Origin of the sequence: Nocardia sp. FBN12, from assembly GCF_050320175.1 — a bacterium.
Taxonomy (GTDB): Bacteria; Actinomycetota; Actinomycetes; order Mycobacteriales; family Mycobacteriaceae; genus Nocardia.
In genome coordinates this window covers 63,818-76,729 of sequence record NZ_CP190048.1, presented here as the reverse complement: position 1 = coordinate 76,729, position 12,912 = coordinate 63,818, and the positions used below count along the sequence as shown (strand labels likewise).

13 protein-coding genes and 1 pseudogene are annotated in these 12,912 nt (G+C 66.2%); 5 read left to right on the top strand and 9 right to left on the bottom strand.

Going from position 1 to position 12,912, the window contains the following annotated elements:
- Positions 1–6: 6 nt before the first annotated feature.
- Entirely contained in the window at positions 7–948 is a 942-nt protein-coding gene (locus ACQHI0_RS00390) for an SDR family oxidoreductase (RefSeq protein ID WP_427905938.1), read from the bottom strand.
- 137 nt (positions 949–1,085) lie between these two features.
- Here ACQHI0_RS00390 and ACQHI0_RS00385 point away from each other — a divergent pair, with 137 nt between their 5' ends.
- The gene (locus ACQHI0_RS00385; RefSeq protein ID WP_427905937.1) at positions 1,086–1,925 is read left to right on the top strand and encodes a helix-turn-helix transcriptional regulator; all 840 of its coding nucleotides are present in this window, start codon (positions 1,086–1,088) and stop codon (positions 1,923–1,925) included.
- Between the two features lie 64 nt (positions 1,926–1,989).
- Here the strand turns inward: ACQHI0_RS00385 and ACQHI0_RS00380 are convergent, their stop codons facing one another.
- The gene (locus ACQHI0_RS00380; RefSeq protein ID WP_427905936.1) at positions 1,990–3,027 is read right to left on the bottom strand and encodes a zinc-binding dehydrogenase; all 1,038 of its coding nucleotides are present in this window, start codon (positions 3,025–3,027) and stop codon (positions 1,990–1,992) included.
- Positions 3,028–3,897: 870 nt separating this feature from the next.
- Here ACQHI0_RS00380 and ACQHI0_RS00375 point away from each other — a divergent pair.
- From ACQHI0_RS00375 to ACQHI0_RS00365, 3 genes are all read left to right on the top strand, one after another.
- Positions 3,898–4,473: a GrpB family protein gene (locus ACQHI0_RS00375; RefSeq protein WP_427905935.1), complete on the top strand. Its 576-nt coding sequence runs from the start codon at positions 3,898–3,900 to the stop codon at positions 4,471–4,473.
- Between the two features lie 64 nt (positions 4,474–4,537).
- On the top strand, positions 4,538–4,996 hold the full coding sequence (locus tag ACQHI0_RS00370) for a VOC family protein (protein WP_427905934.1): 459 nt from the start codon (positions 4,538–4,540) through the stop codon (positions 4,994–4,996).
- 395 nt (positions 4,997–5,391) lie between these two features.
- Positions 5,392–5,877 carry a hypothetical protein gene (locus ACQHI0_RS00365; RefSeq protein ID WP_427905933.1) on the top strand — a complete coding sequence of 162 codons (486 nt, stop codon included), beginning with the start codon at positions 5,392–5,394 and terminating at the stop codon, positions 5,875–5,877.
- 282 nt (positions 5,878–6,159) lie between these two features.
- Here ACQHI0_RS00365 and ACQHI0_RS00360 read toward each other — a convergent pair whose 3' ends face one another.
- Positions 6,160–7,089: a DMT family transporter gene (locus ACQHI0_RS00360; RefSeq protein ID WP_427905932.1), complete on the bottom strand. Its 930-nt coding sequence runs from the start codon at positions 7,087–7,089 to the stop codon at positions 6,160–6,162.
- Between the two features lie 130 nt (positions 7,090–7,219).
- Here ACQHI0_RS00360 and ACQHI0_RS00355 point away from each other — a divergent pair, with 130 nt between their 5' ends.
- The gene (locus tag ACQHI0_RS00355) at positions 7,220–7,672 is read left to right on the top strand and encodes an Lrp/AsnC family transcriptional regulator (protein ID WP_427905931.1); all 453 of its coding nucleotides are present in this window, start codon (positions 7,220–7,222) and stop codon (positions 7,670–7,672) included.
- On the opposite strand, the pseudogene ACQHI0_RS00350 reads toward ACQHI0_RS00355, so the two are convergent.
- The 6 genes and pseudogenes from ACQHI0_RS00350 to ACQHI0_RS00325 form a co-directional block, all read right to left on the bottom strand.
- Positions 7,577–7,944: pseudogene (locus ACQHI0_RS00350) on the bottom strand (CoA-transferase); the annotation flags it as partial. The gene ACQHI0_RS00355 and the pseudogene ACQHI0_RS00350 sit on opposite strands and share 96 nt — an antisense overlap.
- Before the next feature lies 1 nt (position 7,945).
- Complete coding sequence (locus ACQHI0_RS00345) at positions 7,946–8,530, bottom strand: RBBP9/YdeN family alpha/beta hydrolase (protein WP_427905930.1); 585 nt, start codon at positions 8,528–8,530, stop codon at positions 7,946–7,948.
- Positions 8,531–8,556: 26 nt separating this feature from the next.
- Positions 8,557–9,858 carry an MFS transporter gene (locus ACQHI0_RS00340; RefSeq protein ID WP_427905929.1) on the bottom strand — a complete coding sequence of 434 codons (1,302 nt, stop codon included), beginning with the start codon at positions 9,856–9,858 and terminating at the stop codon, positions 8,557–8,559.
- Positions 9,859–9,937: 79 nt separating this feature from the next.
- Positions 9,938–10,990, bottom strand: a complete 1,053-nt coding sequence (locus ACQHI0_RS00335; protein WP_427905928.1) for a 3-keto-5-aminohexanoate cleavage protein — start codon at positions 10,988–10,990, stop codon at positions 9,938–9,940.
- A 45-nt stretch (positions 10,991–11,035) separates the two neighbouring features.
- Complete coding sequence (locus ACQHI0_RS00330) at positions 11,036–11,902, bottom strand: TauD/TfdA family dioxygenase (RefSeq protein ID WP_266298080.1); 867 nt, start codon at positions 11,900–11,902, stop codon at positions 11,036–11,038.
- 21 nt (positions 11,903–11,923) lie between these two features.
- Positions 11,924–12,895: a quinone oxidoreductase family protein gene (locus ACQHI0_RS00325; protein ID WP_427905927.1), complete on the bottom strand. Its 972-nt coding sequence runs from the start codon at positions 12,893–12,895 to the stop codon at positions 11,924–11,926.
- Positions 12,896–12,912: the final 17 nt, after the last annotated feature.

Here is a 12,912-nt window from a genome sequence, read left to right as displayed (position 1 = left end):
CCAGGGTCATTCCGGGATTCGGATACCGGTGAGGTCTTCGGAGATCTGCCAGATGCGCTGGGCATCTTCGTGACTGCGCAGCCGACCGTAGAGTTTCTGCTCCGCCGGTGGTCCGCCGAGATGCCCCGGTCCGCTGGGTCCGTAGAAGCGTTCGGTCTCGGCGTCGGGCGAGGTGGCGGCGTAGAGGGCGGGGAGTTTCGCGGACTCGACGGTGCCGAGCAGGATGCCGCGGGCCGAAAGCCACCGGATGAGTTTCACCGAGGTGGTGTCGGTGGTGCGCCCGACCTCGGGCCGGGCGGCGAGGAGATTCGTCGGTGCGACGCCGGGGTGGGCGAGATTGCTGGTGATACCCCAACCGTTCGCCCGGCTGCGCCTGCCGAGTTCGAGCCCGAAAAGACCGAGGGCGATCTTGGACTGACTATAGGCAGCTCTGCCGTCATAGGAGCGCTCCCAGTTCAGGTCGTCCCAATTGATCTTGTTCTGGTTGGCCGCGACGCTGACCTGCGAGGTGACTCGCGCGCCCCCGGCACGGAGCAGGGGCATGAGGTGTCCGACGAGCGCGAAGTGCCCGAGATGGTTGGTGCCGAACTGCAATTCGGCACCGTCGACGGTGACCTGCCGATCCGGTGGGGTCATCACACCCGCGTTGTTGATCAGCAGATGGATCGGGCGATCCTCGGCTCGCAGGGTCTTGCCGAGCGCGGCGACCGAGGCCAGCGAGGACAGATCGAGTTCGCGAAGCGACACGTCCGCGTCGGGGGTCACCGCCCGGACGGTGGTGAGCGCCGCCTCGCCTTTGCGCTGATTGCGAACCGGGAGAACGACTTCCGCCCCGGCGGCCGCCAGGCGCGCCGCGATCCCGACCCCCATGCCATCGCTGGCTCCGGTGACCACGGCGCGCTGACCGGTGAGGTCGGGAACAGTGATGTCGGCTTGTCGGCGTGGCATATCGCTCCTCGGGGTGTTGGGCTGGTGACTGCTGTCCACGATCGTCGGGTCGCACGGCGACATCCAGGGACTGTCGATCAGTGGATACCCGCAGGCCGCGACGGTAGAACCGAACTCGACGCTGGAAGGAGATGCTGGTGATCGATCGAGCCGAGCTGGCGGAGTTCCTCAGACGACGCCGGGAGTCGTTGCAACCCGAGGACGTCGGACTCCCACGCGGGCACAGACGCCGGACGAGCGGGCTGCGACGGGAGGAGGTCGCCGTCCTGTGCCACATGTCGACCGACTACTACGCGCGACTGGAGCAGGAGCGCGGTCCGCACCCGTCGGAACAGATGACGGCGTCCATCGCCCAGGGCCTGCACCTGTCCCTCGACGAACGCGACCACCTGTTCCGGCTCGCGGGCCACACGCCGCCCGCCCGTGGCACGATCAGCGAACACATCAGCCCCGGTCTGCTGCGGATCCTCGACCGCCTCCAGGACACGCCCGCCGAGATCGTCACCGAGCTCGGCGAGACACTGCGCCAGACACCGCTCGGTACGGCGCTGACCGGCGACACCACCCACTACACCGGACCCGCCCGCAGCATCGGCTACCGCTGGTTCACCGACCGCACCGAACGCGACCGCTACGCACCAGAGGACCGCCCGTTCCTGTCCCGGATGTTCGTCTCCGGACTCCGCGAGGTCGCCACCCGGCGCGGCCCCGATTCCCGCGCCGCCCACTACGCGACCCGCCTGCTCGCCGAATCCGCGGAGTTCACCACCCTGTGGCACATCCACGAGATCGGCGTGCGCCCCCGGGAGGTGAAGCGGTTCCGGCACCCCGAGGTCGGCACCATGGACCTGCACTGCCAAACCCTTCTCGACCCCGAGCAGTCCCACCTGTTGCTGGTCTACACCGCGACGCCCGGCACCGAGAGCTACGAGAAACTGCGGTTGCTCTCGGTGGTCAGCACCGAGATGCTCCGCTGAGTGTCAGCTTCCGGGCTGGGCGCGGCGGTAGTCCTCGAGGCACATCGTCGCGCTCCTTTCGGTGTCAGAGCCGGACCAGGACTTTGAGGGCTTCGCGGTTGTCCATCGCGCGGTAGCCCTCGGGAACGTCGTCGAGCCCGATCTCGCGGTCGAAGACCTTGCCCGGATCGACGGTGCCGTCGAGGACACCCGGCAGCAGCGTGTCGATGTAGGCACGGGCCGGAGCGGGGCCGCCGGTGAGAGTGATGTTCGGACCGAACAGGGTGCCGAAACCCACTGGGGCGTCGGCATATTGGGGCACCCCGACGCGGCTGATCACGCCGCCCGGCCGGACCACACCGATGGCCTGCTGATAGGCGGGCATGTGGCCGACGGCTTCGATGACGACGTGCGTGCCGTCGCCACCGGTGAGTTCGCGCACCGCCGCGATGCCCTCGTCGCCGCGTGCGGCCACGACCTCGCTCGCACCGAACTCACGCCCCAGATCGGTGCGCTGCTTGTGCCGGCCCATCAGGATGATCTGCTCGGCCCCGAGCTGACGGGCCGACAACACCGCCATGAGCCCGACCGCACCGTCACCGACCACCGTGACGGTGGTTTCCGGCGTGACGCGCGCCTTGACAGCCGCGTGATACCCCGTGCCGTACACATCGGACAGCGTCAGCAACGACGGGATCAGCGGCGAGTCCTCCGCCACCGGCACCGCCACGAGCGTGCCGTCGGCGAGCGGCACCCGCACCGCTTCGGCCTGCAACCCACCCACCTTCCCGCCACCCCAGAAACCACCGTGCCTGCACGACGTCTGCAGTCCCTCACGACAGAACTCGCAGGTCCCGTCCGACCACGCGAACGGCGTGATCACCAGATCGCCCTTCTTCACCGTGGTCACCTCACGCCCGACGTCCTCGACGACGCCGACACATTCGTGCCCCATCGGGCTGCCCTGCGCCGACGGCGCCATCGAGTGGTACGGATGCAGGTCCGAACCACAGATGCAGCTGCTGACGATGCGGACCACCGCGTCGGTCGGGTCGACGATGACCGGGTCGGCCACCTCGATGATCCGGACATCGCCGGGGCCGTACATATAGGTCGCTCGCATGAGCATCTCCTGTCTGATTCGGTTCTCGACTGGCGGCTATTTCTCAGTACACGCCGTTCTCGGCGGTCGCGACAGTGACAGCTCTTCCAGGTAAGCGCAGTACCCCCATCGACCGCCGGAACACGTTCACCGTGGAGAAATGGACGACAACCGCGCGCAGGTCCGAGAATTCCTGACCTCTCGCATGTAGTCGATATGCCGCTGAGCGCGCGGCCACGAACGTCCGCATCTGCCGATGAGCGATCAGTCCGGACCAATGGCAATCGGACGCCGATCGGTCGGACCGATCTTGGGCGACAGGAGTGCGGTGCACCGTGGATAGGGTGGTGCCGGAACAGAAAGTGGTCGAACCCGGATACGTGAGCGGCGAAAGGTGGACGCCCTCTGCTGCATCGCCTGCCGGGGTGTTAGCGCGCTCCCTCGTGTACTCGGCGAGCAACTGCGCAACGTGGTCGGTGACCCTGCCGACCGTGCACGGCAATGGTCAGCACGTGGACGCAGACCGAGGGCACAGATCAGGTGAGCAAGTGGGCGAGCAGACGGGCAGGAGCATCTTCTTGTAGCAGGTGTCCACCATCCTCGATCCAATACAACGGTGCCTGCGGGGCGCTGGTGCAGCCAGTGGCCGTACTGCGGAGGCAGAATCCTGTCTTGCCTGCCCCACAGCAGTCGGACCGGGATGTCGATTTTTGAGAGCAGCGCCTCGAACGGTTCGGTGTCGGCCTGGGCCAGCTGGCGGTATTGGCGGTAGTAGGCGGCCTGCCCCGACGGACCGAGCCAGGGTTGCAGGAAGGTCTCCAGGACCCCGGGTCGGAACCCGGCGTGGGTCGCGTTGCGCAGATGCGCGGAAACCAGGGAACCACGAAACGGGTGTCGAACGATGACCTGGCCGAGCATGATTGGAACGTGTCAGGAGATCATCTTCGCATCGTCGACTACGACCCCGCCTGGCCTCGGATGGCAGCGGACGCGATTTCAGAGCTGCGCACACTGTGGCCGAATCTGTTGGCGGAGGTCGAGCACATCGGTTCAACGGCAGCCTCTGGCCTAGCAGCGAAGCCTGTTATAGATCTGATGGCGGCCGCGGTTGAGCTGGCCGAAGTTGAACGACGGGAAGGGCAACTATCGTTACTGGGCTATCGGCGTCACCTCAACGGGATAAGTGACCGGCTCATCTATGTCCGGATACGTGACAACATCAGGACCCATATCCTGCATGTTGTCGACCTGGCGAGCTGGCCTCATAGAAATCAGCGTCTGTTGCGCGATTACCTGCGTGCCCATCCTCACGAGGCCGAGCGGTACGCCCAGTTGAAGCGGCAGATCGTGGATGCAGGCACGCCAGCGAGGGACTACGCCCGCGCGAAAACAGAACTGATTCAAGAACTGACCGATCGAGCCCGCGCCAGACTCGGCCTGGCGCCGGTCCCCGTGTGGGAGAAGTGACGGCGGACGTGTCTGCCGAGTTCCGTGCGCTGGCAGGCTGTCAACGATCCCACTGCCTGCCAGGATGGATCGGTCGAATTTCAGTGTTGCGCTGGATGTGTGGCCAGAGCACTTGAGCGTAGGGGCGGTACGGTTCGCGCGACCCACGGCACGGTTTGACGAGGTGGTCGCGTTCTATCGAGATGATCTCGGATTGGCGGTGCTGGCGCAGTGGCGTGATCACGATGGATACGACGGGGCCGTTTTCGGGCTGCCTGGGGCTGGAGTGCAGCTGGAGATCACGCAGCACGGTTCGCCACCGGCGATACCTCCACCTCATCCGGAAAATCAGCTTGTGCTGTATTTGCGAGGGGAACAGGCTCTTCGGGGCATGGCGGATCGGCTCACCGGGCGTGGTCACCGGCCGGTCGCGCCCGCTAACCCGTATTGGGCGCGGAGCGGCGCAGTGTTGTTCGCGGATCCCGACGGCTGGCTTGTAGTGCTGATGCCGTGGGTCTTCGGCGAACCGCTGCCGGCTGAGTAAGACGCGTCTCTTCATGGTCGGCCGGCTCGGGGACATGCGGGCACCTGGACAACGCGAACGCTCTCATGCCAAATCCGCTGGCCCCGACGATGTGCCGTTCGTCTTCGACGTACGACTGGACACTCTCGGTCCGACTGACCGCGTACCGCCGCCCAAGCGTCCGGCCTAGCGGGAATCACCGCCTGACCATGCCGCGACCCGCGCGTTTCGAACCGGTCGGCGCCGCAGAGGGCCTCCACCGTTGCGGGATGAGCGAGCGCTGGATACATTGACGCCGTGATTCTTTCAACTGGGAAGGGCGTCGTGCGCCTCAGTCGGTGATCCCCCGCAGGGCCCAGACCCCCGACGCCCGCCGTCGTGCGGGTGTTGGGTCGATCACCCGAGATCGGAAGCGCTTGCAGCGCAAGCGTTTGACAGCCATCAGCGAGATCGGGTTCGACTATCGGCCGGGACCGCCCGGACGTACCGACGTCCACCGGATCATGCCCCGCATCGATACCATTCCTCTGACCGATCTCATCGACACCGTCGAAATCTGCGCTGGCATGGAGCCTGCAGGTGACGCGTACGGTGGTCTCGTTCCCCTGTTCTTCCGGTTCGAGTCGGCGATGGACCATTTCTACGGGTCCTCTTCCCTCATGAGACGGAAGACTCCCGTACTTGCCTGCAGTTGCAGGGAATTGGGCTGCTGGCCGCTGCTGACACGCATAAGCATGACCGGCGACCTTGTCGTGTGGGACTGCTTCGAACAGCCCTACCGCACCACACGTGACTACACCGCATTCGGCCCCTTCCTGTTCGACCGCAATCAGTACGACAAAGCTGTCCAGGGCCTCCACGTCACAATCGCCGCCACGAATGACGTGCCCAGTCGCACTTGACCGGTGAGCAGGTCCACCCCGGTGTCGCGTGTGATGTCATCGAAGTCAGGGGCAGCCGCCTCGGATTTCACAGATGACTCCTCACCACAGATTCAAGGAGCTGCAGACATCGTCGTACCCGTCCAGGGCCCGACCGTCGACATCCGAAGGATCAGCTTCGGCACGCGCCGCTAACACCTTCGCTAGCCCGAAGGCTTCGTCGCTGAGGCGTCCGAAACGACGAGCGGTGTGTCCCAAGCACAAACCGGCGAGGCGGGGCGAGCCTGGCCGCAACTGCCCGCGTCACCGACTCACGGTGAGCTCGTCCGGTATCGCCGCCGGCGACGGTGATCCTCGCTCGACCAACCCCAGCGCGACCCCGGCGACGATCACGACGCCACCGACAGCCTGGGCAGGCCGGAACGGTTCGCCGTTGATGATCACGGCTGCGAGTACGCCGAAGACCGGGACCAGGTTGAGGATGTTCACGGCGGCGCTCGGCGCCATCCTTCGCAAGCCGTAGTTGTAGAGCAGGAACCCGCCGACCGAGCACGCCACCGCGAGGTAGACGAGCAACGACGAGGTGGTCATGTCCGGCATCTGCCAGCTGTCGGCTTCCAGGAGGGCGATCAGCAGGAATCCGCCCGCGCCCGCCATGGTCTGGTAATACGTGACGGTCAGGGCACTGTGTCCCGCACTCGCCCGCTTGCCGAGCACGTTGTATCCGGCCCAGGCCAACCCGCCGAGCAGCAGGATGATGTCTCCGATCCACCGCGCGTCGCCGCCGACCCTGGCACCGTCGTGGACGACGAGAAAGGCGCCGACGGTGGCCGCCAGCACGCCTGTCACCCGCAGCGGCGGCAATCGGACGCGCAGGATCGCCAGCTCGAGCAGCATCGTCATCAGCGGGTACGTGGCCACGATCAGGGAGGCGTCGGACGCCGTCGACAGATCGACGCCGACGTTCTCGAGGACGAAATAGACAGTGATACCGAGCAATCCACACAGGTAGAGCTGTCGCCGCTGCCGAGCGTCCGGCCGATCACCGCGGGTGCGGTCCAGCCGCACCATGACACCGAGCAGCACGGCCGCGAGGGTGAATCTGACCGCACCGATACTGAGCGGACCGATGCCGGCCAGCAGCACTTTGGTCACCGCGTAGGAACTGCTCCACAACAGCGCGGCCGCCACCACCGCGCCCATCGCCCATCCGCTCGGCCCTCGTTCACGCACCGGATGGCACCTTTCCGTCGAGTCATCGCAGCCGAACGAAAATCAGCTGACTGGCGCGACGCTAGCAACAAAATCAATCGTCACGCGTAGACTCCGAACTAGATTCGGAAGTCAGCAGAGCGAGGCGAGCATGGACGAACTAGATTCGGCGTTGGTGCGGATGCTCCAGCAGGATGGTCGGCGCACCAATCGGGACATGGCCATGGCGCTCGACATCGCCCCGTCCACCTGCCTGGAGCGGATCCGATCGCTGCGCGAACGCGGCATCCTGACCGGGTTTCACGCGGAGGCGGACCTCGCGGCGATCGGCCGCGGACTGCAGGCCGTGATCGCCGTGCGCGTCCACCCGCCCACCCGCGCGGTGATCGAGGGCTTCCAGGCTTTTCTGGAACAGATGCCCGAGGTGATCTCGCTGTTCGTCCTCACCGGCAACGACGACTTCCTCGTGCACGTGGCTGTCCGCGACACCGACCACCTCCACGGCGTGGTCCTGGACAAGCTGACAACGCGCCCCGAACTCGCGAATGTCCGCACCTCGGTGGTCTATGGGCACATGCGCAAGAAGGTCATCGGCCCGGCATGAGTGGTGCCGCGGCAATCCCCCGTCGAACACCGGCGTCCCGACGCCGGCGGCGGTGAAGAAGGCCGGAATCCCGGTCCCGCCCGCACGCAGCTTCTCGGCGAGGGTGCCGGCTCGGCTTCCAGTTCACCGGACAGATACTGGCGCGCGAACTCCGCGTTCTCACCGACGTAGGACGCGGTGACCCCACGGATCCGCTTCTGCGCCAGCAGAATTCCCAGTCCGACGCCGTCGGTCGCGCAGTTGTTGCAGAAGATCTCGAGGCGAACACTGTCGTCATCGAGCCAGCTCCCCGGTCATCTCCAGGAGCTCGTCCAGCAGTTCCTGAGCGCGCGGCCACGGACCATAGCCCGCCGCCGGATTCAGGTGGCCGACAGCGCCGAGGTCGACCAGCCTGCTCCCCCACACCTCGGCCATGCCCGCGACGCGACGAGTCGTGGCCAAGGGATCGGTACTGCTCGCGGCCACGATGCTGGGGAACGGCAACTGCCGCCGTGGGATCGGCGTCCAGCCGTTGGCCGTGAGTTCCTCGGCGTTCGGATAGCCCTGTGGCAGTGGGGTTTCGAAGTCCGGTGGGGTCGCGAGCAAGGCGCCGCGCACCGGCCGGTCGGACTGCTGCGCCCAGTGGACGGTGATCATCACGCCCGCGCTGTGCGCGACCAGGACGACAGGGCCGTCGATATCGGCGAGCACCGCGTCGAGTGCGGCGACCCGCGCGGCCAGGCGCAGCCCGTCCCGCTCGAGGGGCGGCACGATGGCCACCTTGTCGAGGGTGTCGGCGAGCAGCGTCTGCCAGTGATCGGCGACGTGGTCGCGCAGACCGGGAACGATAACGACAGTGGGTTCGGGAAGAGAATTCATCTGTGCGGTAGTCCTTTTCGAAGTGATCAGTGCGGAGCTGCCGCGTGGACGGTGGCGAGCTTGCGCAGGCCGATCGGGTACACGCGGCGACCGAGAAGCAGGGCCGCGATGGCGAGCACCGACACCACCGGCGTGACGCGCAGTGCGCTCTGCAGCCCGAGGTGATCGGCGAGAACGCCGACGACGAACGGACCGAGCGCCAGCCCGAGCAAGCTGTTGGCGAGGGTGAGGGTGCCGAATGCCGACGCACGGACCGAGGGGTGGGTGAGATTGGCGACCATGGCGACGGTCGGGCCGGCCGAGCCGCCGGAGAAGAACGCGCCGATGCCGAGCAGAACCAGTTGCGGCGCACCGGTACTCATGCTGAAGCCGATACCGAGGGTGACGAGCGAGATCAGACAGAACACGATCGCGGTGGTCCACTTCCGCGCCATCTCGACGCGACCGACCCGGTCGGTGATCACCCCGCACACCACCATGCCGGTGCCGACGAGGGTCACGATCACGGCCGCTAGCCCCGCGGCCCGGTCCGGCGCCAGCCCGTAATAGCGGTTGAAGAAGCTGGGCATCCACGACAGCAGCACCGCGGCGGTGAACATCTGCAACCCGCTGCCCACATAGGCGCACAGCACCGCCGGATTGGTGAACAGGGTCGAAATCGGGGCGCGGAAGGCGACTTCGGGAACCGGCTCGGCCGCGTGTTCGGCGTTGCGGTGCTCCTTGACCACCGCCCAGAACACCACGGCCAGCACCAGTCCGAACACCGCCATCGTCGCGAACGACCACCGCCAACCCAGATGCACGGCGATCACACCACCGGCGGCGACACCGAGGACCGATCCGAACGAACCACCGGCCATGAACGCGCCACTCAATGCGGCGTGCCTGTGCGCGGCGAAGACACTGAGCACCAGCGCGATGCCGACACTGCCGTACGCGGCCTCACCGACGCCGACGAAGAAGCGCGCGGCCAGCATCTGCGGGTAGTTGTCGGCCAGTGCGCATACCAGTGTCGCGACACTCCACACCACCGCCATCAGCACCAGGCTCTTGACCCGACCCCACCGGTCGGCCAGCACCGACAGCGGTAGCGTGAGCAACCCGACCATCAGCGCGACCACACTGCTCAGTGACGCCAACTGCGAATCCGACAGCGTCCATTCGGTTTTCAGGAACGGAAAGACCGCGCTCAGCACTTGTCGGGACATGTAGTCGGCCAGTAGTAGGCCGAAGGCGAGTGCGAACACCAGCCAGGGATAGTTGTGGCGGATGAACGAGGAACGGCTCGGCGCCGGCGCGGTGTTCGCGGCGGCGATGGTGAGGTCCATGGGTGCTCCTGCGAACCGGTGGACGTCGTCGCTGACGTCCACCGGGTTGTCGAGAAGGGGACGGTGATCCCCAGGAGGATCAGGCGTGGTGGGTGAACCCGACCTGGCCCGGCTGACGGTTCGGGGCGAACCCGAGCTTGGCGAGCGTCTCGTCGGCGTCGGCGTAGTGCTCGTCGAGCTTGTAGATCTCGCGCGCTTCCTTGCCGGTGGCGACCTCACGACCGAGCTCGCCCGCGATCCGGACCAGTTGCTGAACCTGCTGGACCGAGGTCATCTTCTCGCCCTTGCGGCCCCAGAGGGTGTCCTCGTTGCCGCAGCGCGCGTGCAGACCCATCGCGATGGCCATCGTGTTCACCGGCAGCACGCTGCGCATCAGCGTCTCCAGGGTGAGCACGGCGCCGTCGGGGGTGCGGCGGATGAACTCCATCATGTTGTAGGGGTTGGGACCGTCGAAGCCGCCGCCGATGCCGACCCAGGTGAGCATGAGCGGGCCGGTGTAGACGCCGCGCCGGATCAGTCGCTCGACGGTCTCGAGCTGCGGGATGCTCGACAGCTGGAAGTGCGGCTGAATACCGTTGGCCTGCAGACGCTTCAGGTGTTCGGCAACCCAGGTCGGGCCCGCCGGAACGTACATCTCGCGGTACGCCTCGTACACCTCGGGCCGCTCGAAGGAGGTGCCCGCGATGTCGTCCTCGGTCATCAGTTCGACGATGTTCATCTGACTGGTATTGATCGCGATGGTGACCTGATCCGGCTTGGGATCGAGCTCGGCCAGCATGTGCCGGGCGTCGTCGGCGAGCCATTTCGCGTCGGCGCCTTCACCTTCGGGCGAGAACGAGATGGAGCCGCCGACCTGCAGGATCATGTCCGGCACGGCCTCGCGCAGGCGGCCGAGCAGCTCGTTGAACTTCGACAGGCGCTTGGAGCCCTTGCCGTCGAGTTCACGCACGTGGATATGCAGCACGGTGGCGCCGGCTTCGTAGCAATCGACAGCTGCTTGGACGTGCTCGTCCATGGTCAGCGGCAGGTCGTCGCGGAAGTCGTCGAGTTCCCATTCCGGGCCGTACGGTGCGACGGTGATGACCAGCTTTTCCTGGTTTTCGGGGAATAGTGCGTCGTCGTGAAAATGCATGGGGGTACTCCGATCGGAATTGCGGGGTTATCGAAAAAGGGAATGTCAGAAGGGACGGTCGCCGATGATCCCGGCGCGCTCCATCTTTCGGACGGCAGGCCAGTAGTCCTGGACCGCGTAGTGCTGGGTGCACCGGTTGTCCCAGATCGCGAAGCTGTTCTCGGTCCAGCGCCAGCGCACCTGGTATTCGGGGATACTCGCCTGGCGCATCAGGTAATTGAGCAGTTCGCTCGCTCCCGGCGCGTAATCGGCGCCGAATCGGATGTTCTCCGGCGTGTGGTAGTTGACCAGATGCGTCGTGAAGGAATTGACGAACAGAATGTCCTCGCCGGTATCCGGGTGAATACGCACCACTGGATGTTCGGCGTCGGGGAAACGTTCGTGCAGGTCGAGTCGCTTCTCCTCGGTGAGCGCGGCGCCGAAACTCGCCTCGATACTGTGCCGGGCCCGCAGATGCGCGATCTGCGATTTCACCGACTGCGGCAGCCGCTTGTATGCCTCGACCATGTTCACCCAGATGGTGTCGCCGCCGACGGGCGGTGTCTCCACGCAGCGCAGCACAGCGCCCATCGGCGGATTGACTCGCCAGGTGGCATCGCAGTGGTAGGCGTTCTCGTAGTGCTCGGGCGCGCTGTCGAGATCCTTGTAGATGCGCACCAGACCGGGGTGATCTGGATCGCTGCCGAGGGCCGGATGATCTTCGAGCGGGCCGAAACGTTCAGCGAGAGCGACATGTTCGGCACGGGTGATGTCCTGATCGCGGACGAAGAGCACCTTGTGGCGCAGCAGCAGGGTGCGCAGTTCGGCGAAGAGTGCGTCGTCGACGGCGGCCTCGGCGAGGTTCACGCCGTGCAGTTCCGCGCCGATGGTCGCGGTCAGCGGCACCGCTTGGATCGCGGTTCGAACAGTCATTGTCTTGTTCCTTTCCACGCGTCAGATCGTGAAGACCGACGCACCGACGCTGCGGCCCGCTTCGAGGTCGCGGTGCGCCCGCACGGCGTTCGGGAGTTCGTAGCGCTGGTTGATCTCGACCCGCAGGCGACCGGCGATGAGATGGTCGTGCAGTTCGCCTGCCAGTTCGGCGCGTTCGGCCGGATCGGCGATGTAGTCCGCGAGCGCGGACCGGGTAACGAACAGCGAACCCTTCATTGCCAGTTGCATCGGCTCGATCGGCGGCACCGGACCCGAGGCGGTGCCGAAGCACACGAGCAGGCCGCGCCGGGCGAGGGAGTCGATCGAGGACTGGTAGGTGGTCTTGCCGATGCTGTCGTAGACCACGGGAACGCCTGCGCCATCGGTGATTTCGCGCACCCGGGTGGCGACGTCCTCGCGGGTGTAGATCACCACGTGATCGCAGCCGTTGGCGCGGGCGACCGCTGCCTTCTCCTCGCTGGAGACGGTGCCGATCACACTGACGCCGAGCAGTTTCGCCCACTGGGTGAACAGCTGGCCGACCCCGCCCGCCGCGGCGTGCAGCAGGACGGTATCGCCCGCGCGCAGCGTAGTGATGCGGCGCAGCAGGTAGGCGGTGGTGAGTCCGCGCATGGTGGTCGCCGCGGCGGTATCGAACGCGATAGCATCGGGCAGGGCGATCAGGTGCTCGGCGGGCATGATCCGTTCGGTGCTGTACGCGCCGAGCGGGCTGCCGGTGTAGGTGACGCGGTCACCGGCCGCGAAGTCGACACCGGGGCCGACGGCTTCGATGACGCCTGCCCCCTCCACGCCGAGGCCCGCCGGCAACGCTGACGGATACAGGCCGGTGCGGAAATAGGTGTCGGCGAAGTTGAGCCCTACCGCCTCGTGCCGGATCCGGACCTCGCCCGGGCCCGGCTCGCCGACCTCGGTCGACTCCCACCGCATAACGTCGGGACCACCGGTTTCAGCGAATCGAATTGCGTGTGCCACTGCCATCTCCTCCTGTG